Genomic DNA, 22,275 nt, shown 5'->3' with positions numbered 1-22,275 from the left:
TGTAGCTGCTTCAGCCATTCTCATTAACAATTCTTATTGCGGTGACCAGGTACAATTATTCTTAGCGAACCCAGCAATGCCCCCGATTGTGGGATCTGGCATTGCCCAGGAACGCAACCCAGACCACTCGCCTGCGGTCAGCCATGCGGCCTTTCAATCTCACCCGATCCAGGGATGGGCACCCGATTTTATTCCCTATGTGCTGCAAGAAGCGATTGATCAGCATTACTTTGACGAACTCATTCCGGTCTCTGGAGCCGAGGGCATTGAATGGTCAAAAAAACTGGCGCAACAGGAAGGTATCATTACCGGAATCTCCGGGGGAGCGACCTTTGCAGCAGCCCTCAAAGTTGCTAAGAAAGCAGAACCAGATTCAGTGATTCTTTGCATGTTGCCCGATACGGGTGAACGCTATCTATCGTCCCCCCTATTTGAAGCCATTGAGGAATTCATGTCACCAGAGGAAATCGAACTTTCCCAATCCACGTCAAACTTTCAAATGGTGTCTCCCTAGTAACACCGTGTTTTGGAACGGATACGCACTTTAAATCATAGGGAGAAATGGCGATCGCCCCTACCGTCTGCGCGGGAGAGCGATCGCCTATCTCACTTGAATTTCGGCCTTCATTCCCTAGATTCGGAACCTAAAACTCCTCAATCAGCTTCGACATTCGCATAATCAGGGGATCGGGTTCTTTTTCGACCACAGGCTCCGCAGGCTTACAGCGTTCTGGATAGAGATGCTCCTCCACTTTCTCTAAACGCTGCCCTAAATCCATAACGCTTCTCTCGCTGTGGGCTAGAAGCTGCGAATGATGGGCAGCCACCTTGTCCTCGACCGCTTCGATCTGAATCTGAAGTTCGGTAAGCTGCTGCTGCAGATCTAGGAGCAGAGTCAGGGCGGCAGGTTGTTCGGTCGCCATCAAAAAATGGCGCAGTGCATCCTTACACAACTCGTTAAAGCTGCTGTCAGGGTGATCGCTCAAGTGCTTTTTAATCGCCTTAAGTAAGGCTAAATCGGCTTTTGAGCGACCAAATGCAACGGTGTGGCTCAGCTCCGAGATTGTACTGCTCATGAGGCTTGGCTAGTCGCCAACTGATTTTGGATCAACGCAAGCTGCGTCTCGCCGTAGATGTACTGCCCAAGGGCGTTCGCGGTTCGAGACGGCTTGGCGAGATGGCTTCGGAGCTTGGCATCCCGCAGCAATGGACGCAGATCATTCCAGAAAAATTCACCGCCGCCGCCCGTTACGACCACATCACTCACCCGCTCTGGCAACCAGCTAATTAGGCGATCGCTCAGTTCGCGAGCAAAGCTCTTACGCAAGCTCGGCAGAATGTCATCCAAGTTCGTGGGCTTGGTTGATCCACGGGGACGATAGAAGCGTTCCCCTTCCAGTTTATGCACCGCTTCAATCAGCGAAAGCGATTGGCTGTCGGCTCCCTGAATTTGATTGGCAACCTGGTCATAGAACTGACTCATCGCAAATTCGGTGCTTTCCGATGCCCCCCGCGCAAACCGGAAGCGATCGATCATTAGAAAATCGGTGGTTTGGTGTCCAATATCAACAACCGCAACGGACAAGCTTGGAAAATCGGGACTCGACGATTTCTTATCTTGCGCCTCGCACCAAATCAGACTGCCGTATCCTTCAGGCATGACCCACACCTGCTGAATATCTAGCGCCCGCGCATCACCCCGATAGTTCACGATATGGGGCGATCGCAGCATGCTGATAATCTGCTCTTTCTCCCGCTCGAACTGCTCTTGCGAATGGAATGGTAGTCCCAAGACCACGCCCACCGAACCTTCTACATTAAAGAAACCTGCACACGCTAAAACCTTCACGAGCGCATCTTCAACTTTGGACTGCCCTACGCCGAGGTTCGCACCAAAATCTGCTGCAAGCTGCCCAATGGCAAACCCACAACCCTGAAACTCCAACCAAATATCTAGCAATGGATCCGTCGGTTGAGACTCAAACTGTCCGCGCCGAACCTGCTCTACCGTCAACTGAGCCACGTTTGCGGGAATCAAAACCACCGACTTTGGATCTCGACTTACACAGGCTTTCGTCGCGGTTCGTCCAAGGTCAACACTAAGAACCACATTGGGAGGAGCAAGAAGCTGTCTGCCAGTCATAGGGCTGAAACCTCACTTTTAGTAACACTCAGGGGGGATTAGGGTGCCGTTAGGCAAGGCTACACACACAAAAAATTCCAACTAAGGAGACTATGCAGGTGCCCACAAGATAACGTCACTGACAGATTAATACAAACTGCTACAAATAGTGACATGACTTTACAAATCCGGCCTAGCCATAGCCATGCTCTGGTATAGCATCCTTACCCATGCGCAAACTGTTGCACTTGCACACATTCTTATTTTAGTATATGAATACTATTTTCTTGTATTTAGGGTCTGTAGGTCTGCTGCCTCCTGTCTCGACGTTACGTTAAGCTAGTCAGACTTGGGGACAAGTATTTTGAAGATTTTAGCTTCTCCGTGAAAGCCCCGCACTCTGCCGAAGGCGAGTGTCGGGATGAAAGCGGGGCGGTTGCGAGTCCCCCTTGCAGCTATGCCAAGCAATCGCGGGGCGGCGGAGAGGGGAGACGAGCAAACCGCCAGCCTGGTATAATTGGCTAAGCATCGCAGGGTTGATTTCCCCTGATAGGTACGCTTTCGACCGACAACTGGAGTTGACCGACCCGTAGGCCTAGGCCGCAAGTCTCCCGTTTCCAAGGTTGCAATAGAGAGCATTTTTGAAACAGCACAGCAAACCTCCTTGGTGGAAAAAATTGTCAACAGTGGGGCTGGGCGTCTTCCTCACTATAAAAAGCTCGAACCCGGTAACCAGTGGTAGAACACTTCCGGTGGGAGAAGCCCGCACCGTATGTTTGCATCGGTGTCGGGAGTACGTCACTCTTTCCATAGGTGTTCTTCCATAATCTGGGTTGAGAGGACGATCGCCCCTTCCTCCAAACCTTTACTCCCTCAGCAGCTTAAAGCAAGTTGCCCGAATCCTAGGAATTAAGTTAAATTTAGTTAAGATTCTTTTTCATAAATCTCTTAGCTTTGGTTTTTAGTCTACGGAGTTGGGAGGGATGGAGCGTTTTGCGGAGAAAGGTTTGATCCCAACTCTTGCCAGATCTGAAATGTGGTTAGACTAACGATAAATAGGGTGCGATCGCCCAAGCGATTCCCTCGTTTATCTCGTTATAAATCGAAGCTATCTACACCGTTTTGTTTGTTTGCACCGTTATAAGAGGCTCATAGACCATGAAACTTTCCTGGAGAGTCATTCTTCTCTGGACATTGCCAGCCCTCGTCATTGGGTTCTTCTTCTGGCAGGGCGCTTTCTCCACCCAAATGGATTCTGGACGTAACGCCGCGAACACCCGCATGACCTACGGTCGTTTCTTAGAGTATCTGGATGCTGGCCGGGTAACTAGCGTTGATCTATTTGATAGTGGACGCACCGCAATTGTAGAAGCGGTTGATCCAGAGTTGGATGGTCGTCTTCAGCGCTTGCGGGTTGACCTACCCGGCAACACTCCCGAACTGATTACTCGGTTACGGGCTGATAATGTCAGCTTTGATTCTCACCCACCCCGCAACGACGGCGCGATCTGGGGATTGTTGGGTAATTTAATCTTCCCCGTTCTGCTGATTGGCGGGTTGTTCTTTCTCTTCCGTCGGTCTAGCAATGTACCGGGCGGCCCTGGTCAAGCGATGAACTTTGGCAAGTCCCGTGCGCGTTTCCAAATGGATGCGAAGACGGGGGTTATGTTCGAAGACGTTGCCGGAATTGAGGAAGCTAAAGAAGAACTTCAGGAAGTTGTCACCTTCTTGAAGAAACCGGAACGCTTCACGGCGGTGGGTGCGCGCATTCCCAAGGGTGTGTTGCTGGTTGGCCCTCCGGGAACAGGTAAAACCTTGCTGGCTAAGGCGATCGCTGGCGAGGCCGGGGTTCCCTTCTTCAGCATTTCCGGTTCTGAGTTTGTGGAAATGTTTGTGGGTGTAGGTGCGTCCCGCGTTCGCGACCTGTTTAAGAAAGCGAAAGAAAATGCCCCTTGCATCATCTTCATTGATGAGATCGATGCGGTTGGTCGTCAGCGGGGTGCCGGGATTGGCGGCGGTAACGACGAACGGGAGCAAACGTTAAACCAATTGCTGACCGAGATGGATGGCTTTGAGGGCAATACGGGCATCATCATCATCGCTGCTACGAACCGTCCTGATGTCCTCGACTCTGCCCTGCTCCGTCCTGGCCGTTTCGACCGTCAGGTGACGGTAGATGCGCCCGATATTAAAGGTCGCCTAGAGGTTCTGGAAGTTCACGCCCGCAATAAGAAGCTGGCGTCTGAAGTGTCCCTAGAGGCGATCGCCCGTCGTACCCCTGGCTTTACAGGAGCAGACCTCGCCAACTTGCTGAACGAAGCCGCTATCCTCACGGCTCGTCGTCGCAAGGAAGCAATCACGATGCTGGAAATCGATGATGCAGTGGATCGCGTCGTTGCAGGAATGGAAGGTACTCCCCTGGTGGACAGCAAGAGCAAGCGTCTGATTGCCTACCACGAAGTCGGTCATGCCATTATTGGAACCTTAGTTAAAGATCATGATCCGGTTCAGAAGGTAACGCTGATTCCTCGTGGGCAAGCTCAGGGCTTAACCTGGTTTGCGCCTAACGAAGAACAAGGCTTGATCACCCGTTCTCAGATCATGGCTCGGATTCAGGGTGCCCTCGGTGGACGGGCTGCTGAGCAAGTCATCTTTGGGGATGCAGAGGTGACAACAGGTGCGGGTAACGACTTACAGCAAGTCACCAGCATGGCTCGGCAAATGGTCACCCGCTTTGGAATGTCGGATCTGGGGCCTCTGTCCTTGGAAAGTCAGCAGGGAGAAGTCTTCCTCGGTCGTGATTTGATGACCCGTTCAGAATACTCCGAGGAAATTGCGGCTCGTATTGACGCTCAGGTGCGTTCCATTGTCGAGCACTGCTATAACGAGGCGTGCCGGATCATTCGTGATAATCGTGCTGTTATCGATCGCCTGGTTGATCTGCTCATTGAGAAGGAAACCATTGACGGAGATGAATTCCGTCAGATTGTGTCTGAGTACGCCGATGTTCCTGAGAAAGAGCGGTTTGTCCCCATTCTGTAAGGGGCTAATCCTAAATTCTCAAGTCTGGGGAGATTGACCTCAGGAGGACTAGGTTCAAAAAGCAGAGGCATCAAGCCTCTGCTTTTTTTATCTGGTTGATCGCGTGGGTAAGGGCTATTCCGGCTACTTGCAGGTCGATGCACCTAGAAATGTCAAAGGGCGATCGCATTTTTGGCAACTTGGAAGGGTCAAGGTTAGGATAGGATAGTCAAGGCTTCTTTACATAGTCGGGAAAAATGTTACCCGCCCACTGAGCCATTACACTAAAGCGTTCTAACTATTATTCCAACGCAATCTGGACAATATCTATGACTCTTCCCATTCGTAACGTGGCGATTATTGCCCACGTAGATCACGGCAAAACGACTCTGGTTGACGCACTACTGAAACAATCCGGAGCTTTCCGAGAGGGAGAAGACATTCCAGATTGTGTTATGGATTCCAATACCCTAGAGCGGGAGCGGGGCATCACCATCCTTTCCAAAAATACGGCTGTTCGCTATGGTGAAACGCTGATCAACATTGTCGATACCCCTGGACACGCCGATTTCGGCGGTGAGGTTGAGCGGGTACTGGGCATGGTCGATGGCTGCATCCTAATTGTGGATGCCAATGAAGGCCCCATGCCTCAAACTCGGTTTGTACTGAAAAAAGCGCTAGAGAAAGGCTTACGTCCAATTGTGGTCGTGAACAAGATTGACCGTCCCCAGGCCGATCCCTTTGGTGCCATCGATAAAGTTTTGGATCTGTTCCTGGAACTCGGTGCAGACGATGACCAGTGCGAGTTTCCCTATTTGTTCGCGTCTGGCCTCTCTGGATACGCCAAAGCTGACCTAGATGATGAAGGTGTGGACATGAAGCCTCTGTTTGAGGCAATTCTAGAGCACGTTCCTGCTCCCGTGGGCGACATCAACAAACCCCTCCAACTGCAGGTCACGACCTTGGACTATTCCGAGTATCTGGGTCGGATTGTGATTGGCCGGATCCACAACGGCACCATTCAAATGGGTCAACAAGCGGCACTCGTTAAGGATACGGGCGATGTCGTCAAAGCCAAAATCACAAAGCTGCTGGGTTTTGAAGGGCTGAAGCGGGTTGAACTGGACGAAGCCACAGCGGGGCAAATTGTCGCCGTGGCTGGCTTTGGTGACGCCAACATTGGTGAAACCATCACCGATCCGACCAATCCCCAAGCGCTGCCTCTCATTAAGGTAGACGAACCCACATTGCAGATGACTTTCTCGGTAAACGATTCGCCGTTTGCCGGACAGGAAGGCTCCTATGTGACCTCTCGCCAATTGCGCGATCGCCTCATGCGAGAGCTAGAAACCAACGTTGCGCTGCGCGTTGAAGAGACGGATTCTCCCGATAAGTTTGCTGTATCCGGTCGGGGGGAACTGCACCTCGGCATTCTGATTGAAACCATGCGCCGCGAAGGATACGAATTCCAAGTATCCCAGCCCCAGGTGATTTACCGTGAAGTCAACGGTCAGCCCTGCGAACCCTTTGAACTCCTGGTTCTAGATGTTCCTGAAGAGGCTGTGGGCGGCTGTATCGAACGCCTAGGTCAGCGTCGCGGCGAAATGCAGGACATGCGCGTGGGTGGCAATGGTCGTACCCAAATTGAGTTTGTGATTCCTGCACGGGGTCTGATTGGCTTCCGGGGCGAGTTTATGCGCTTGACCCGGGGTGACGGCATCATGAACCACAGCTTCCAGGATTATCGTCCGCTGTCCGGTGATGTAGAAACCCGTCGGAATGGCGTTTTGATTTCTTTTGAGGAAGGAACGGCAACTTTCTACGCGATGAAGAATGCCGAAGATCGGGGAGTCTTCTTCATCACTCCTGGCACCAAAGTCTACAAGGGCATGATTGTCGGAGAGCACAATCGGCCTCAGGATCTAGAGCTGAACGTTTGTAAGACCAAGCAGCTCACCAACCACCGTGCATCGGGCGGCGAGGAATTGGTTCAACTCCAAGCTCCCGTTGACATGAGCCTAGAGCGAGCCCTGGAGTACATCGGCCCTGACGAATTGTTGGAAGTGACCCCAGAGTCTATCCGTCTGCGGAAGATGTCTAAGAAGCTAGTGAAGCGCTAAGGCGATCGCCCCCTAAATCAAACAATTCAACCTCTTTCTCGTCGCATTGCACCGGGAAAGAGGTTTTTTCATGGATAACTTCGGCACAGACTAGATCCGGTACTTCCACTTTTCCAAAAATTGAATCAATTCTGTCCGACTGGGCATAGCCGACTGAGCACCCAAACGAGTTACCGCGATCGCCCCCGCTGCCGAGCCCCAAATGACTGCCTGTTCGAGCGATCGCCCCTCCGCCAACGCTGCCCCTAAGCCACCATTAAACGCATCCCCCGCCGCCACCGTATCAATAGCGTTCACGGTAAACGCAGGTCGAACAAAGCGCTCCTCGGAGGACATACACAGCACCCCCCGTTCGCCCATTTTGATAATTACAGTTTCCACGCCGCGATCGCGCAGTACGAGGGCCGCCTCTGCCGCCATTTCTAGATTTGGAACCGGGAAACCCACCAGTTGACCTGCTTCAATCCGATTTGGAGTGAGGATATCCACTAAGCTGTAGAGCTCCTCCGGCAGACGGGTGGGGACTGGAGCCGGGTCTAGGATCACCTTCACGCCAAATTCCCGCGCCACTTGAGCAGCCGAAACTACGGCAGGCATAGGAATCTCAAGCTGGAGTAGTAATACCTTTGCCGATGACAACAGTTCCCGCAATCGACGAATATCCTCCTCGCCCACGTTCCCATTGGCACCCGGAACCACAATGATATGATTTTCGGCGCGATCGTCAACGGCAATCATCGCGACGCCGGAATGGGCCGACGGATCAATGTAAAGGCGATCGCGCTTCACACCTGCCCAGTTCAGATGGGCAAGCAATTCTCGGCCAAAACTATCGCTCCCTACACGACCGACCATCTGGGTTGGCAATCCTAATCGAGCCGCCGCCACCGCTTGATTCGCCCCTTTGCCACCCGGAACGGCTGTAAAATCGTAGCCCGTCAGCGTTTCCCCCGGTACAGGTAAACGGGGCGATCGCGCCACCAAATCCATATTGATACTGCCAAACACCACTACGCTCATGCGTCCGAGCCACCCAGTTTTAATCCAACAATGACCAGATCTCGCAAAACCCCTTCAAACTCCGCTACTTCAGGCAGATAGCCCCATTGCTGAAACCCAAACTTCTTAAACAACCCCAAACTAGGCGTGTTGTGGGCAAAAATAAAGCCGACGAGATTGACCAGCCCAAAGCTCGGACTTTTTTCAATGGCCGCTTGGAGAAGTTGGCTCCCAATACCGCAGTGCCGATAGTCGGGCGAGATATAAATGCTCAACTCTGCGGTGATGTGGTAGGCAGGTCGCCCGTAAAAGGAGTGCATGCTCAACCATCCAGCTACACGACCGTCACTCTCAGCTACCCAGAGCGGACGCTGGTGAGGTTTATGGCTATGAAACCAGCTTAGGCGATCCTCCACTGCAATAGGCTGTAAATCCGCAGTCACCATCCGGCTGTGGACAGTTGAATTATAGATATCGACAATGGATGCCAAATCGTCTTTCCCAGCGTCACGTATAATCATAAGCCCTGCACTGAAATGGGTGGTTTTGAGATATCTTAAGGGCTTCTCGCAAAAATCTCGACAAAGCATTTGACAAATCATCGCGAATTCCGCATAATAAGAGTCACGCTAACGCACTAAATAAGGGACTGTAGTTCAATTGGTTAGAGCACCGCCCTGTCACGGCGGAAGTTGCGGGTTCGAGCCCCGTCAGTCCCGTAGAATTAGGCTGGTAAAGAAGGAAAGCAGTCTGGTCTTCTGACAGACTCGATTGTCATGACCAACAATTTGGCAACTGTTACATTATCGGCTGTGTACCACATCATTGGTTTCTTGTCGATGCCCTCTATCGAGCCAGCGCTAAAGCATCCATTGGGTCTTTAGAATTTTCCCCCTAGCTGCCCCTCGATCGCCCAGAGGTCTTCATGGTAGGCTCAACGATAATCTTGATGCGTTTGAGTTTCGGTTATTAATGGGCACTCAATCTACAGCAAAAACTATTTTTATCCTGGTTTCCATGGTCGGTTGGCTGATTGTGGGCGCATCGCTGATGTACCTCTTCCCAGCCGTTGCCGATCAAATCGTCGCCTCCGATCGCACCCACCTTTGGATGCAAACCCTCACCCGTGGAGGCTACGATCCCATGCTGGCTTGGGTAGGTGGCGGCATTGCCTTTACGCTGACGGTTTTGGGCAATGTCGTCTGGTATCAACGCTTCGACGGCAAACTGTAAGCGCTGTCTATCCGTCACGCTAACCAGCAGGCGATCGGAAACAAGATATATTCCAGAAAAAACAGCTTCCAAATGAATTGGTAAAACTGGGCGATCGCCTGTTTTTGATGCAAACTCACCCGCCCACTCCGCATCCAAAACAGGATCAGAACGGCAACGTGGGTCGTTATTACAAAGCCTGTATGGATGGACGGAATCACCATTGCCCCCAACATCACCCCTACGTAGCAGGCTGTAATCACCCAACGCGCCCAATTCAAGACCGTTGCTGCACCTAAGGTTACGGTAAAGGTCTGGATATTGTACTGGCGATCGCCCTCCAAGTCAGGAATATCTTTGAAAATGGCGATCGCGAAAGTATAGCCCAAAATAAACGCCGTCAACAGCCAAACGGGTGAGGGAAGGTCTAAATTAAATGCCCCTTGATTCCAGAGCCACAGATGGCGATCGCCCACGACCTGACGGGCATGGAGAAATAGTCCTAAATTCACGACCACACCGCGCACGGTGAAAATGCACACCGATGCCCATAAGGGAAAGCGCTTTAGTCGAATGGGGGGCAACGAATAGGCCGTTCCGATCAGCACACTCAGCCCTACGGTTGCCATTAATCCGTATCCTTGGAGGACTGATAGGGCGATCGCCAGTATCCCCGTTATCCCCACAATGGCGATCGCCTGGGGACGGGAAAATTCACCGGAGGCCAAGGGAAGATGGGGTTTATTGATGCGATCAATTTCAACATCCTCGATCTGGTTTAAGCCCACGATGTAAACATTGCCACAAATGCACGTAAGCCAGGTGAGGCCGATGGATGCGAGGATAAGCCAGCCATTGGGTTCAGCTACAGCTAGGGGCGATCGCTCTGCCAAGGCAATCAGGTACAACCCCAGAACGCTCAGGGTCGTTCCAATGATGGTGTGCGGTCGTGAAAATTTCCAAAGTGCGTAAATAAAGGGAAATCGACGCTGGAGGAGATGCACAGAAGAACGTTCCCGCTTCGACGAGGGTGTTTTGTCCTCAGATACTAAACTCATAGGTACCTTGCTTAACCATTTCGCTTAATCTTACGCAATGTGCTGCCTATTTCGTCTAGTCCGCCTGACGCAAATCGTCACCCTACTTCGTGGCCGCCAAGACGCCAAACCGAACTAAGCCGCGTTGATACCCCCGTCGCATCAGTCCTAGAGAAAGCGCGGCTTGAATCGTTCCCCAGCCAGAGCGAAGTAATCCGGCGATCGCCCCTGGCGTCATGGCTGACCCAATCACCACATCCCAAAACGGAGCCACTGCCGTAGACCAGTCTGCTGTCCGAAGGTTTTGAAACCCCAAATCGGTTGCAATCTGCTCGTATTCTGGTAGCGAAATCACGTAGGGCAAGCAATACACTTGATAGATCCTCTCTAAATGTCTCTGTTCAGCAGCGGTGAGGGGAGTGTTATCGATAGGACGATGGCACCATGTCGCACACAGAAACGTTCCGCCAGGTTTTAGCACGCGGTAGCATTCTCGAAAAAACTGTACCTTATCGGGCATATGCTCACCGCTTTCCAGCGACCAGACTAAATCAAACGCATCATCATCAAATGGAGTATGCAACGCATCGGCCACCTGAAACTGCGCCTGTACTCCAGCCTCAGCCGCCCGTTCCGTTGCCCGTGCTGCTTGTACAGGGCTTAAGGTAATGCCAGTCGCCGTTGCACCATAGCGTTGGGCAAGATATACCGAACTGCCCCCAATACCACAACCCAGGTCCAGCAGGTTGTCTACCCTTTGCACCTCTGCCCAAGTGAGGAGTTCCTCAATCAGATCAATTTGCGCTTGCCGCCGCTCTTTGGCTATCGTTCCGTTCGCGCCGTAATATCCGTGGTGCATGTGCTCACCCCAAACGTCTTCCCACAGTCCGGATGAGGCGTCATAGAAGTTCTGAATTCGCTGTTGTAAAGTCAACGTCATGGGTCAAAAGCTCACTACTGCGCTGGATTAAGGTCTACCTGTGCGAACATTCAGTTTCAACCAGGGGACTGGGCAGATCTTAATACTGTCCTTTAAATAACGCCAAATACCTATTGCGCTCTGTCCCTATCCAGTCAAAGATCAGTCAGAATCTCTGGATCAAACTACTCTATATCCATGCAGTACATCGCAAACCCATGACCGTCTCACGAACCATTTCTCTAGGATTTTTAGCTGTGATCACCGTGGGTGCATTTCTACTCATGCTTCCCCTATCGACAGCCGATGGCAGTTGGAGTTCCATCATTACAGCGCTATTCACCTCAACCTCGGCTGTTTGTGTGACCGGACTCATTGTGGAAGATACAGGAAGTTACTATTCTCCCTTTGGGCAAGCCGTTATTTTGCTGCTTATCCAAATTGGCGGCTTGGGATACATGACGGTTACAACATTCCTGTTGATTTTGCTGGGGCGACGGTTTGGACTGCGGGAAAAACTTGCTATTCAGCAATCCCTAGATATACCGGGGATGTCTGGAGCAACGCGCCTTGTTCGATCGATTATTGCAATGACGCTCATTTTCGAACTCACGGGAGTCTTTTGCCTGCTTCCAGTGTTTCTAGCGGATTACGGCCCTGGCTATAGCCTTTGGTTAGCGATCTTTCATAGCATTAGTGCATTCAATAACGCTGGTTTTAGCCTGTTTGCTGACAGTTTGATGGGGTATGCCGTTTCCGTCCCGATCAACCTTGTTATTCCAGGACTGATTATCTTTGGTGGTATCGGCTACCAGGTGATTATGGAAGGCTTCTTCTGGTTCAGAAACCGCTTACGAGGGGTGCAGGAGTGTACAGTTTTTTCGCTGAACTTCAAAATCGTCACCAGTACAACCATTTTTTTGCTGATTTTTGGGGTTGTCGCCTTTCTGGCCACACCAATCAGCCATCCCGACTTTAACGGCAGTGCAACCGCGTGGGAACATCTCATCTTTGCCTGGTCCCAGTCTGTCATGCCGCGCACCGCCGGATTCAACACGGTGGATTATGGTCAAATGACCGACACAGCACTCTTTATGACGATCGCCCTGATGATTGTCGGCGCGAGTCCCGGCAGTACGGGAGGGGGCATTAAAACGACGACGCTGCGAATCTTGATGGCCTGCACGAAAGCTGTTTTGCAGGGGAAAGAAGAGGTTTTATGCTATCAACGTCAGATTCCGATGACATTGATCATCAAGGCCGTTGGGGTGGTGTTTGGGTCTGGGATTACGATCGTGCTGGCAACGACACTGATATCTTGGTTTGACCCGGAGATCGAGTTTATCCGCTTGTTATTTGAAGTCGTATCTGCGTTTGCGACGGTTGGATTATCCACAGGCATCACCGCAGCCCTCACCCCGATCGGCAAGATCATTATCATTGGGGTAATGTATGTGGGGCGAGTAGGGGTGCTGATCTTAATGGCATCCATCCTTGGTGATCCCAAGCCGACAACTGTTAACTATCCAGAGGAGAATTTGTTGGTTGGTTAAGAAGCAATGCGAGACTGTCGGGCGATCGCTTCTCATCGACGCATTCAACCCGTAGACTAGATTCATCTCTACATGAAGTTTGCAATGCTCCCAGAACGTTGTAGGCTCTGCTGGTTTCCCACCCTAGTTTTTTACTCTCTATGTCTTCGCTAAGCTTTTTACGCTATTTGCGCGGTCAGTCTAATCGACAGTTTGCGGTCATTGGTCTGGGCCGTTTTGGGCGAGCCGTGTGCGCCACGCTGCATAAGTTGGGGTACGAGGTTTTGGGGGTTGATTCCGATGAACGCCTTGTGACCAAAGCCCTCAGCGATCACATTGTGTCCCATGCGCTTCAGCTTGATGCGACCGATCCCTACGCCCTTAAGGAATCGGGAATTCCTGATTTTGATACGGTGATTATTGCGATCGGGAATTACATTCAGGAAAGTATTGTCACCACTCTGAATTTGAAGGAGGCTGGGGTGCGCTATGTGGTTGCCAAAGCCTCGACAGAGATCCACGGCAAGCTGCTCGAGCGGGTGGGTGCGGATCGGGTTGTCTTTCCTGAACATGAAATGGGATGTGTATTGGCGCGATCGCTCACCCGTCCCGGCATCCTCGATCGGTTTGAACTTGACCCGGATCACAGCATTGTAGAAGTGGTGATTCCGCAAGAGTTTTACGATAAGACGATTGTGGAACTGGAACTGCGATCGCGCTACGGGCTGACGCTACTGGCCGTGGGGGATAGCGACAAATTTGAAATCAATCCTAGCCCTGTGCGGAAACTGCCCCATCACGGCGTCATGGTGGTGCTAGGGTCAAACAAAGGGATTGATCAACTCCCCGTTTAGTTCCCCCTAGGAGCAACGCATGACCATCGTAATCGGCTTAATCAGTGGAACTTCTGCCGATGGCATTGACGCGGCAATTGTCGAGTTAACCGGGACAACGCTGGATTTGCAGGTCAATTTACTGGCGGGCAAGACCTATCCCTATGCAGACGATTTGCGATCGCGCATTTTAGAGGTGTGCCACGGTGCGCCGCTCTCCATGCAGGCGTTTGCTGAACTAGATGATGCGATCGCCCATGCCTTTGCAGATGCGGCTCTGGCGGTTCAGCAGGGACAGCCCGCTGCAACGCTCATTGGTTCCCACGGGCAAACGGTCTTTCATCGTCCTCCTACGGCTGCCCCTCACACCTTAGGCTATAGTTTGCAACTCGGTCGGGGAGCGGTGATTGCTCAACGCACACAGATTCCTACCGTGAATAACTTTCGAGCGGCGGATATTGCCGTCGGCGGTCAGGGGGCACCGCTGGTTTCTCCCGTTGATGCGTGCTTACTGAGCCACCCGACGCGCGATCGCTGTATTCAGAACATTGGTGGTATTGGGAATGTCACGTACCTACCTGCGGTTGAATCGTTAGGGCTTCCTCACAATGCCCCTGCCTCCAGCTATTTTGCCCATGTGAAGGGTTGGGATACGGGGCCAGGAAACTCGCTCATTGATCTCGCCGTACAAATTCTTTCAGACGGTCAACAAACCTACGATGCTAATGGTGCCTGGGCAGCCCAAGGCATACCCTGTGAGGAGTTGGTTGCCCAGTGGTTGCACGATCCATTCTTTAGCCAAGCCCCACCCAAGTCCACTGGACGAGAATGGTTCGGGCAAGCCTACGCCCACCGTTGTTTAGCTGATGCCAGCGAGCGATCGCTCTGTGCGGCAGATACGTTAGCGACACTCACAGACTTTACAGCGGCGTCCATTGCCGATAGCTACCGTCGTTTTTTACCCCATTTACCAGCGGATGTGATTCTGGGCGGCGGCGGCAGCCGTAACGCTTATCTGGTAGAACGTCTGCGCAACCATCTCGCATCTGCCAAGGTGTTGGTATCAGAAGAGTTTGGAATCAGTGTGGATTTCAAGGAGGCAATCGCCTTTGCCGTTCTTGCATACTGGAATGACCAGAATATTGTTGGCAATATTCCGACGGTGACAGGTGCTAAAAAAGCAGTTGTACTGGGCGATCGGCATCCTGGAGCCGTTGGTTAATAGTGATAGAATAAGATGCCATCTACACCGACAGAACAGGCCGCACGCAAGCAGGGATCAGCGCTGTGAATCACACCTTTTTAATGGAGGCAGGACGATGGAGCCTACAGGGAAGCTGGCTGGAGCGTGATGGCTTACCATTGGTCGTTAAGGGAAAAATTTTGGTTGCATGGAGCCGCGACGATTGGTACACGATGGTGACCAAGTTGACCTTCCCCGGTACAGAGCGAGAAGAAGTGGCGTTCCAGTATCGAGGTCGCCTCAATTCGGGCGATCGTCAATATACGTTTGTACTTCAGCACAGCACGCTGGGGCGGGTTGAAGGCGAAGGCTGGATTGCCCCAGAATCGATTGTTCAGCGATATTGGGTACTGGGCGATCGCCAACGTCGGACAGGCTTTGAAACCCTACATAAACTCAGCGACGACAAATACTATATGGCTAGCGGCCTAATGGCAGGCCACTACCTCACCAGCGCGATGGAAGCAACTATAGAGCGTGTGGAACAACCGTAGACTGCGTCGGAGCAACCCGCTTTAAGCTGAGCTTTTTTTAGGCATTTTAGACTTCCTGGAGCTGGGCGCTACTGTCCGCGTGAAGGATGGTCAGGCGCTGAGAAATGGAGTGATTCCACAAATCTACAAAGTCCACAATCTGATACGGAATCGCTTTTTCGACAGCGGAAATATCAACATCATCTAAGTCGTAGATATGGAGGCGCTCAAGCGGCTGCAAGCCCATCGGTTCGAGAATATTCGCTCGGTACTGGCCGCTCTCATCAATATCGGAAAAACAGTACGCCTGACCGTAATTCCATCCCAACACCTCTCGAAACTGAACCAATACGTATACATCTACAGGCCGGATCGGCAAGTTGAGGGAAATCACCAACCGTTTTTGAAAGGGTAAGGTGGGTGTACGCGAACTGCTGCGAATTCCGTAATAGCCCACTTTGTCTACTTCCAGGGGATATTTGCGGTAGGGCGGATGCACCACGGTTCGCATTAACGTCGGAATATCCATACTCTCCTCTGTATAGGAGCCGATGATGTTAACCAAAACATCGTAGGCCGGAGTGTTGCCAACGTTGTAAACATCTATTTTTGCTACATTCGTCGCCACGTCGTACCGCATATCGCAGTACAAGTGCGGCATGGAAGTAATTTTGAGCTGCTTATCCAAAATGCTCTTGTACGCTTCATGCTCTTGCTGAAATTGCTTCAGCAGTGCTTGAACCGTCCAAGCGTAGAAGCCTGTCACCCCTGCAAGTATTAAGACCGCTATCAGTATCAACGATTCCATCGTTACTCCTTGTATTTCGTTACGGGGCGATCGCCAAGCCCTAGCCTTGTGTAACCAGCAGCACAAACAAAAGTACTAGTCTCAGAGTAGCATTACTCCCATTATCTTCTGCGGCCTGCTACTCAATCCGACAAAGTGATACCGTCCACCTCTATTTGTAGCGTGAGTTGTCAGTTATCCCGCCAAATTCAGACCACGGCCGTATCTCGCAGCAAACGATTCATCTATTCCCTATCAGATGAGAAAAATACCGTCCAAAATGCAAAGTTTTGTGAAGATGCAGTTATGTCTCGCAATATTTTCTCAGGGTCGTTAGAGTCGGCACGATCCACGACAACTACTAGCTTTTGCAAGGCCTACAGCGCATCCAACAAAAATTTAATATTCTCTTAGGTTTTTAAGTGTGCTGACCGTGCGTTTCAATGCAAATCGATGCACCTCTTCTAGTAATGGAATTAAAGAATACGTTTGCGATCTAGAATGGCGATCGCTCTCTAGCAAAACAGGCCGATACCGCTCTAAAGTCAAAGCTCAAAATCCTTGCCTGTCAACAGGTTTAAGGTCAATAAGTATTAACTACTACGCCAAGATCGACATAAATCTGCTGTTTTTGCCGTTAAAGAATTTTCAATTCACAAAAGTGGATCGTACCATCAGAGTATTTACAAAAATTTAATCCGCCTTGAGGCGATCGGGAACTTCTTAACAACTCGTAAAAAATAAACACTCATGGGCATTGTATAAAGAAATTTAGAGGGCAACGCAAGGCGGGAAACACCAACTGCTGCAACGACTTGTACGCTTCTCTAAGCCTCTAGCGAAAACGTTACATCTTTCTCAGTTTTCCAGAGGATTATGAGAAGAGGCAACCTCCAGATATCGAGAAGGCTTTCTATGGGCTTCATAAGTATCTGAGTTTTCCAAGGGTATTAAGTTAGGGTTAGGCTGTTGGGTTCTTGCAATGTGGCTGCCTTTGTTGGATTGCACTTCAATCCAAGCTGGTTAGCTCTTTTAGAATTACCCAGTTATTTATTTAAGTAAGCTCAAATCGAGTCAATCTGTAGGAGATTTTTTCTAATGTTTGACGCATTCACTAAGGTTGTTTCTCAAGCCGACACACGGGGCGAATTTCTGTCTGCTGAGCAACTAGATGCTCTGAGCAAGATGGTTGCAGAAAGCAACAAGCGGATGGATACCGTTAACCGCATCACCGGCAATGCTTCCAAGATCGTTGCTGATGCTGCTCGCGCTCTGTTCGCTGAGCAACCTCAGTTAATTGCTCCTGGTGGTAACGCATACACCAACCGTCGCATGGCTGCTTGCCTCCGCGACATGGAAATCATCTTGCGCTATGTAACCTACGCTATCTTCTCTGGTGATGCGAGCGTTCTGGAAGATCGCTGCCTGAATGGTCTGCGTGAGACCTACGTTGCGCTTGGTACTCCTGGTGCTTCTGTAGCTGCTGGTGTTCAGAAGATGAAGGAAGCTGCTATTGCACTTGCTAACGATCCCAATGGTGTAACCAAAGGGGATTGCAGCTCTTTGATGGCTGAAGTAGCTGGCTACTTCGATCGGGCTGCTGCTGCTGTTAGCTAGTTGCTAAGCAATTTTTCTGGTTTTAGTGCAGGGTAAGCCCATCGGGGAAACCTGCTAAAGCTACATCATTCTGTCACCATATTCTGCAAAATATTTAGGGAGATACGTACCAATGAAGACCCCTTTAACCGAAGCAGTTGCTGCAGCTGATTCTCAAGGTCGTTTCTTGAGCAGCACCGAGATTCAAATCGCATTCGGTCGTTTTAAGCAAGCAAGCTCCAGCCTGGAAGCAGCGCGTCAGTTGACCGCTAAGGCTGATCAGTTGATTAGCGGCGCCGCTCAAGCTGTTTACAACAAGTTCCCTTACACTACCCAAATGCAGGGTAATCAGTATGCTGCTGATCAGCGTGGTAAGGACAAGTGCGCTCGTGACATCGGCTACTATCTCCGGATGGTTACCTACTGCCTCGTTGCAGGTGGAACTGGTCCTATGGATGAGTACTTGATTGCAGGCGTTGATGAAATCAACCGCACCTTCGAATTGTCCCCTAGCTGGTACATCGAAGCTCTGAAGTACATCAAAGCAAACCATGGTTTGAGCGGTGACCCTGCTGTTGAAGCGAATTCCTACATCGATTACGCTATCAACGCTCTAAGCTAGGGCATTTTTGCGCCCGGAGAGGCAAGCAGTTGCTGGCTAAGGCTGGTAATTGTTTATCGCTCCGGGCGTTGCTGTATCTAAAATTTGCCTTGAGGGATTACGGATTATAACTCTCAAGCTTAGGTTATCGAACTTCATTACAGGCATTGGCGAGGGAGTATACTCCAGTCTCAGTCTCGGTTTGACTATCATACAGAACTCAATAAATCAGCGCGATTTAATTCAACTGCTTTCTAAAGAAGGTTCTTCGATGGTTTCAATGTACAGTCGATGACCTTTGTGCGTTGAATACAGCGATCGCGCCTTCTCCAGCAAGGTTGAATCACGTTGGAGCGCGTCAGTCCCGCCAGGATCAACATGGCTCCCACATTGGCTTGCTTGGGGATTCCGAGTCATTGCCTGTCAATCTGTAGTTCACACTTTTGTTTATAGAATTTAGGAGAATCGTAAGTGGCTATTACCGCAGCGGCCTCACGGCTTGGAACGTCTGCATTTGATAGCGCATCCCCTGTCGAGCTCCGTTCGAACTGGAGCAGTGATGATGCTGACCAGGTTATTCGTGCGGTCTATCGCCAGTTGCTCGGCAATGACTATCTGATGGAATCAGAGCGGCTGATTAGTGCAGAATCTCTGTTGAAAAATGGCTATATCACCGTGCGTGAATTTGTGCGTGCGGTTGCCAAGTCAGAGCTGTACAAGTCAAAGTTCTTTTATAACAATTTCCAGACTCGCGTGATTGAGCTGAACTACAAGCATTTGTTGGGACGCGCACCCTACGATGAGTCTGAGGTGGTTGAGCATCTCGATCGGTATCAAAATGAAGGGTTCGATGCAGACATTGACTCCTACATTGATAGCGAAGAGTATCAAGCAAACTTTGGTGAGAACATCGTGCCTTACTATCGGGCATTTGAATACCAAACCGGACAACGTTCCGTAGGGTTTACGCGGATGTTCCGCCTGTATCGGGGTTATGCGAACAGCGATCGCGCCCAGTTAGAAGGAGCAGATTCTCGTCTTGCGGCGGAACTGGCTCGAAACAGCGCATCTGCGGTGGTTGGGCCTTCGGGTGGTAATGCAGGCTGGGCCTACCGAGCTGCTAAGTCAGGCAACACCCCCAGTAGCGCTCTGGGTGGAAGTACGCCCTTTGGTCGCAATGCTACTCGGATGTACCGCGTTGAAGTGTCTGGCATCCGTCAGCCTGGATATCCCAGTGTCCGACGAAGCAGTACTGCCTTCCTCGTTCCTTACGAAAAACTGTCCGCTAAGCTGCAGCAAATCAACCGTTTGGGTGGTCGCGTGGCTAGCGTTACACCTGCTGACTAAGCGTTGGTTAGGTGATTAAGAAACGGGATTGGGAATCAATACGTGTAGATAACTCTGAATTCTAAAACCACAAGGCTAGGAATTCCGTCAGCGTTGTGAGGTAAGAGCAACACTGAGCGGTAGAATTTAGGGTATTCGCTTGACTCCCAATCTCGTTACACAGCTTAACATATCAAATATCTGATTAAGGAGAGATTTGCGTTACCATGCTTACGGCTTCTGCAATTGGTAATTCTGCAAGCACCCCCTCTGGGAGCCGCGTTTTTGTTTACGAAGTTGAAGGACTCCGGCAATCTGCCGAAACCGACAAAAACGGGTATCCCATTCGGAAGAGCGGTAGTGTGTTCTTCAAGGTTCCCTATTCCCGCATGAATGAAGAAATGCAGCGAATTTCCCGCATGGGAGGACGTATTGTTAGCATTAAGCCCCTCGGCTAAATCTATTTGACGTTTGAGGTCAAACTTAAGCGCTAACGGGCAAGTCCGCTCTTGAACGGGCTGTTTGTTTGGTTCAGTATTTAGATTACGGACGCATCATGAATGTCGAATTAGCCTGGTCATTGAGCGATTAGGTTATGGCGAGATTGTGGGATGCGTCCTTGTTCTGTGAACGAAAAGCTAAAGTTATATCATGGCTGAGGATCTTTCTTCTCCCACCGCCAATGGCTCTGGCCCAAGCGCTGATATGCCCCCCGACTTGACCGTCGAACAGGCGATCGCCAATCTCCAGCAACGCGACGATCTCAGCTTGCGCTATTACGCGGCTTGGTGGTTAGGGAAGTTTCGCGTCACTGACCCGGTTGCTATCGATGCGTTAATTGAGGCGCTATCTGATGATCAAGATCGCGCACCGGACGGTGGGTTTCCATTACGGCGCAATGCGGCTCGCGCGTTAGGTAAATTGGGCGATCGCCGTGCGGTATCCCCTTTGATTGATTGTCTATCCTGCCCGGACTACTATGTGCGGGAAGCCGCTGCGCAAGCTCTAGAAGAGTTGGGCGATCCAACCTGTATTCCGCATTTAGTTGATCTGCTCAAGCGAGAAGAGGTAAACTCGCCACCCGTTGCAGGGAAGGCGACCATGACTCAACCCTACGACTCAATCTTGGAAGCGTTGGGAACCTTGGGGGCGATCGCCGAACGAGAAACGATCCAGGCGTTTTTAGAGCATTCCGTTCCCCGTGTCCAGTATGCAGCGGCACGAGCCCTCTACCAACTGACCCAAGACTCTATCTACGGTGAGCGGTTAGTTGCGGCTCTCCAAGGCAAGGATCTGCAATTGCGGCGAGCGGCCTTGATGGACTTGGGCGCATCGGGTTACGTGGCAGCGGCTCCGGCGATCGCCAATGCTTTAGCTGAAAATAGCCTCAAGCTAATTGCATTAAAGGGACTCCTCGAACATCAGCTTCAGCAAGATTCTATGAGCGATCGCCCCAGAGTGTCGGGAGAAGCGATTGCTGTTATGGAGTGGATGGATACGCTGTTGTAGAGTATCGGCTGAAACATCTATTCTCCAAACTTCAGTAGATCGAAAACGAATACATTTTGTTGTCAATATCTGCGATCGATCCCCCTAAATCCCCCTTTTTAAGGGGGACTTCAAGCCATCTTTGGCTCGCTTCCCCCTTTTTGAAGGGGGGCCAGGGGGGATCTCAACAGGATTTGCGATCTACTGAACTTTGTTGATGTCCGATATCCGAGGTAGATGTTGCTGTAGGTTGAAAGAAGAGTTACGGAACAACTAGGGACCATGGTGATAGATACAGCGTACGGATTGATTCAAGCCGTAGACCAGGCCGACTCCCCTGCCAAACTGCTGGCCGCAGTCCATACCCTGGCTCAGGCCAAAACGGAGGAAGGCATTCCCACCCTCATCAAAGTTTTGGGCTACAACAATCCTGGCGCAGCCGTAGCGGCCGTTGAGGGGTTGGTCACGATGGGGGCGATCGCCGTGCCTGCCCTCCTAGAGCAGATTGACGGTTATAACTACGGTGCCCGTGCCTGGGCGATTCGGGCGTTGGCGCGTATTGGCGACCCACGGGCGCTGGATATGTTAGCAGATGCTGCCCAACGGGATTTTTCCCTCAGTGTGCGACGGGCAGCGGCACGAGGACTTGGCTCGATTCAGTGGTCACTATTGCACGAGGATGTCCGCCCACACGCCCAAGCTCAAGCCTTGGAGATTTTGCTGGCGGTGTCTCAAGATCCAGAGTGGGTGGTGCGTTATGCCAGTGTTGCCGGATTGCAGGCGATCGCCCCTGAGTTTGCATTGCCCCCTTTAGATCCAAGCCATGTCATCATGGCTCACCTTCACCAGGTCGCCCATCAAGATGCTGAGCCTGCCGTCCAAGCCCGTGCCGTTTGGGCAATTCAACACCTCAGCGCCTAATCCGATCTATCGACCCGTCCCTTTACTCCCCCATCTTCCATCTCA

General features: G+C 51.2%; 21 protein-coding genes and 1 tRNA gene. 15 read left to right on the top strand and 7 right to left on the bottom strand.

Features of this window, described 5'->3' with window-relative positions; translation table 11 throughout:
• On the top strand, window positions 1-514 hold a 514-nt coding region (locus IGR76_09890; protein MBF2078808.1), incomplete at its 5' end, for a pyridoxal-phosphate dependent enzyme.
• A gap of 130 nt (window positions 515-644) precedes the next feature.
• Here the strand turns inward: IGR76_09890 and IGR76_09885 are convergent.
• Both IGR76_09885 and IGR76_09880 read right to left on the bottom strand, forming a co-directional pair.
• Window positions 645-1,076, bottom strand: a complete 432-nt coding sequence (locus IGR76_09885; GenBank protein ID MBF2078807.1) for a hypothetical protein — start codon at window positions 1,074-1,076, stop codon at window positions 645-647.
• Window positions 1,073-2,143: a ParM/StbA family protein gene (locus IGR76_09880; GenBank protein ID MBF2078806.1), complete on the bottom strand. Its 1,071-nt coding sequence runs from the start codon at window positions 2,141-2,143 to the stop codon at window positions 1,073-1,075. Before IGR76_09880 ends, IGR76_09885 begins: the two co-directional genes overlap by 4 nt.
• Before the next feature lie 1,137 nt (window positions 2,144-3,280).
• Here IGR76_09880 and ftsH2 point away from each other — a divergent pair.
• Complete coding sequence (gene ftsH2, locus IGR76_09875; GenBank protein MBF2078805.1) at window positions 3,281-5,164, top strand: ATP-dependent zinc metalloprotease FtsH2; 1,884 nt, start codon at window positions 3,281-3,283, stop codon at window positions 5,162-5,164.
• Between the two features lie 308 nt (window positions 5,165-5,472).
• Window positions 5,473-7,263, top strand: a complete 1,791-nt coding sequence (gene typA, locus IGR76_09870; protein MBF2078804.1) for a translational GTPase TypA — start codon at window positions 5,473-5,475, stop codon at window positions 7,261-7,263.
• Window positions 7,264-7,353: 90 nt separating this feature from the next.
• Here typA and rbsK read toward each other — a convergent pair whose 3' ends face one another.
• Together rbsK and IGR76_09860 are read right to left on the bottom strand one after the other, a co-directional pair.
• A complete protein-coding gene (rbsK, locus tag IGR76_09865; protein MBF2078803.1) occupies window positions 7,354-8,283 on the bottom strand; it encodes a ribokinase in 930 nt (309 codons plus the stop codon).
• A complete protein-coding gene (locus IGR76_09860) occupies window positions 8,280-8,783 on the bottom strand; it encodes an N-acetyltransferase (protein ID MBF2078802.1) in 504 nt (167 codons plus the stop codon). The genes rbsK and IGR76_09860 overlap by 4 nt, the downstream gene beginning before the upstream one ends.
• A 124-nt stretch (window positions 8,784-8,907) precedes the next feature.
• Between IGR76_09860 and IGR76_09855 the strand changes: the two genes are divergently transcribed.
• Both IGR76_09855 and IGR76_09850 read left to right on the top strand, forming a co-directional pair.
• Window positions 8,908-8,981, top strand: a tRNA-Asp gene (locus IGR76_09855).
• A 253-nt stretch (window positions 8,982-9,234) separates the two neighbouring features.
• Window positions 9,235-9,495 carry a hypothetical protein gene (locus IGR76_09850; GenBank protein ID MBF2078801.1) on the top strand — a complete coding sequence of 87 codons (261 nt, stop codon included), beginning with the start codon at window positions 9,235-9,237 and terminating at the stop codon, window positions 9,493-9,495.
• A gap of 14 nt (window positions 9,496-9,509) precedes the next feature.
• Here IGR76_09850 and IGR76_09845 read toward each other — a convergent pair whose 3' ends face one another.
• Window positions 9,510-10,532 carry a homogentisate phytyltransferase gene (locus IGR76_09845; protein MBF2078800.1) on the bottom strand — a complete coding sequence of 341 codons (1,023 nt, stop codon included), beginning with the start codon at window positions 10,530-10,532 and terminating at the stop codon, window positions 9,510-9,512.
• A gap of 82 nt (window positions 10,533-10,614) precedes the next feature.
• Window positions 10,615-11,451, bottom strand: coding sequence for a methyltransferase domain-containing protein (locus tag IGR76_09840; protein ID MBF2078799.1), 837 nt, complete (start codon window positions 11,449-11,451; stop codon window positions 10,615-10,617).
• 197 nt (window positions 11,452-11,648) lie between these two features.
• Between IGR76_09840 and IGR76_09835 the strand changes: the two genes are divergently transcribed.
• The 4 genes from IGR76_09835 to IGR76_09820 all read left to right on the top strand — a co-directional run bounded on the left by IGR76_09835 (window position 11,649) and on the right by IGR76_09820 (window position 15,532).
• Complete coding sequence (locus tag IGR76_09835; GenBank protein MBF2078798.1) at window positions 11,649-12,983, top strand: ATPase; 1,335 nt, start codon at window positions 11,649-11,651, stop codon at window positions 12,981-12,983.
• 140 nt (window positions 12,984-13,123) lie between these two features.
• Complete coding sequence (locus tag IGR76_09830) at window positions 13,124-13,816, top strand: TrkA family potassium uptake protein (GenBank protein ID MBF2078797.1); 693 nt, start codon at window positions 13,124-13,126, stop codon at window positions 13,814-13,816.
• Between the two features lie 19 nt (window positions 13,817-13,835).
• On the top strand, window positions 13,836-15,017 hold the full coding sequence (locus tag IGR76_09825; protein MBF2078796.1) for an anhydro-N-acetylmuramic acid kinase: 1,182 nt from the start codon (window positions 13,836-13,838) through the stop codon (window positions 15,015-15,017).
• A 65-nt stretch (window positions 15,018-15,082) separates the two neighbouring features.
• Window positions 15,083-15,532 (top strand): hypothetical protein, encoded by a 450-nt coding sequence (locus tag IGR76_09820; GenBank protein ID MBF2078795.1) that lies wholly within the window; start codon window positions 15,083-15,085, stop codon window positions 15,530-15,532.
• 46 nt (window positions 15,533-15,578) lie between these two features.
• Here the strand turns inward: IGR76_09820 and IGR76_09815 are convergent, their stop codons facing one another.
• Entirely contained in the window at window positions 15,579-16,319 is a 741-nt protein-coding gene (locus IGR76_09815) for a hypothetical protein (protein ID MBF2078794.1), read from the bottom strand.
• A gap of 1,077 nt (window positions 16,320-17,396) precedes the next feature.
• Here IGR76_09815 and IGR76_09810 point away from each other — a divergent pair.
• The 6 genes from IGR76_09810 (at window position 17,397) to IGR76_09785 (ending at window position 22,230) form a co-directional block, all read left to right on the top strand.
• Entirely contained in the window at window positions 17,397-17,915 is a 519-nt protein-coding gene (locus tag IGR76_09810; GenBank protein ID MBF2078793.1) for a phycocyanin subunit beta, read from the top strand.
• A gap of 112 nt (window positions 17,916-18,027) precedes the next feature.
• A complete protein-coding gene (gene cpcA, locus IGR76_09805; protein ID MBF2078792.1) occupies window positions 18,028-18,516 on the top strand; it encodes a phycocyanin subunit alpha in 489 nt (162 codons plus the stop codon).
• Between the two features lie 450 nt (window positions 18,517-18,966).
• Window positions 18,967-19,842: a phycobilisome linker polypeptide gene (locus IGR76_09800; protein ID MBF2078791.1), complete on the top strand. Its 876-nt coding sequence runs from the start codon at window positions 18,967-18,969 to the stop codon at window positions 19,840-19,842.
• Between the two features lie 206 nt (window positions 19,843-20,048).
• Window positions 20,049-20,279, top strand: a complete 231-nt coding sequence (locus IGR76_09795) for a phycobilisome linker polypeptide (GenBank protein ID MBF2078790.1) — start codon at window positions 20,049-20,051, stop codon at window positions 20,277-20,279.
• 247 nt (window positions 20,280-20,526) lie between these two features.
• The gene (locus tag IGR76_09790) at window positions 20,527-21,330 is read left to right on the top strand and encodes a HEAT repeat domain-containing protein (protein ID MBF2078789.1); all 804 of its coding nucleotides are present in this window, start codon (window positions 20,527-20,529) and stop codon (window positions 21,328-21,330) included.
• A gap of 261 nt (window positions 21,331-21,591) precedes the next feature.
• A complete protein-coding gene (locus tag IGR76_09785) occupies window positions 21,592-22,230 on the top strand; it encodes a HEAT repeat domain-containing protein (protein ID MBF2078788.1) in 639 nt (212 codons plus the stop codon).
• Window positions 22,231-22,275 lie beyond the last annotated feature (45 nt).

The sequence above is a fragment of the Synechococcales cyanobacterium T60_A2020_003 genome (assembly GCA_015272205.1).
Classification (GTDB): Bacteria; Cyanobacteriota; Cyanobacteriia; order RECH01; family RECH01; genus JACYMB01.
The sequence above is the reverse complement of the archived record's forward strand: the minus strand, read 5'-3'. Positions and strand labels throughout refer to the sequence as shown.

Coding starts and splice junctions, on each gene's coding strand:
- IGR76_09885 (MBF2078807.1), bottom strand. CDS start 1,076: ATGAGCAGTACAATCTCGGAGCTGAGCCACACCGTTGCATTTGGTCGC.
- IGR76_09880 (MBF2078806.1), bottom strand. CDS start 2,143: ATGACTGGCAGACAGCTTCTTGCTCCTCCCAATGTGGTTCTTAGTGTT.
- ftsH2 (MBF2078805.1), top strand. CDS start 3,281: ATGAAACTTTCCTGGAGAGTCATTCTTCTCTGGACATTGCCAGCCCTC.
- typA (MBF2078804.1), top strand. CDS start 5,473: ATGACTCTTCCCATTCGTAACGTGGCGATTATTGCCCACGTAGATCAC.
- rbsK (MBF2078803.1), bottom strand. CDS start 8,283: ATGAGCGTAGTGGTGTTTGGCAGTATCAATATGGATTTGGTGGCGCGA.
- IGR76_09860 (MBF2078802.1), bottom strand. CDS start 8,783: ATGATTATACGTGACGCTGGGAAAGACGATTTGGCATCCATTGTCGAT.
- IGR76_09850 (MBF2078801.1), top strand. CDS start 9,235: ATGGGCACTCAATCTACAGCAAAAACTATTTTTATCCTGGTTTCCATG.
- IGR76_09845 (MBF2078800.1), bottom strand. CDS start 10,532: ATGAGTTTAGTATCTGAGGACAAAACACCCTCGTCGAAGCGGGAACGT.
- IGR76_09840 (MBF2078799.1), bottom strand. CDS start 11,451: ATGACGTTGACTTTACAACAGCGAATTCAGAACTTCTATGACGCCTCA.
- IGR76_09835 (MBF2078798.1), top strand. CDS start 11,649: ATGACCGTCTCACGAACCATTTCTCTAGGATTTTTAGCTGTGATCACC.
- IGR76_09830 (MBF2078797.1), top strand. CDS start 13,124: ATGTCTTCGCTAAGCTTTTTACGCTATTTGCGCGGTCAGTCTAATCGA.
- IGR76_09825 (MBF2078796.1), top strand. CDS start 13,836: ATGACCATCGTAATCGGCTTAATCAGTGGAACTTCTGCCGATGGCATT.
- IGR76_09815 (MBF2078794.1), bottom strand. CDS start 16,319: ATGGAATCGTTGATACTGATAGCGGTCTTAATACTTGCAGGGGTGACA.
- IGR76_09810 (MBF2078793.1), top strand. CDS start 17,397: ATGTTTGACGCATTCACTAAGGTTGTTTCTCAAGCCGACACACGGGGC.
- cpcA (MBF2078792.1), top strand. CDS start 18,028: ATGAAGACCCCTTTAACCGAAGCAGTTGCTGCAGCTGATTCTCAAGGT.
- IGR76_09795 (MBF2078790.1), top strand. CDS start 20,049: ATGCTTACGGCTTCTGCAATTGGTAATTCTGCAAGCACCCCCTCTGGG.
- IGR76_09790 (MBF2078789.1), top strand. CDS start 20,527: ATGCCCCCCGACTTGACCGTCGAACAGGCGATCGCCAATCTCCAGCAA.
- IGR76_09785 (MBF2078788.1), top strand. CDS start 21,592: ATGGTGATAGATACAGCGTACGGATTGATTCAAGCCGTAGACCAGGCC.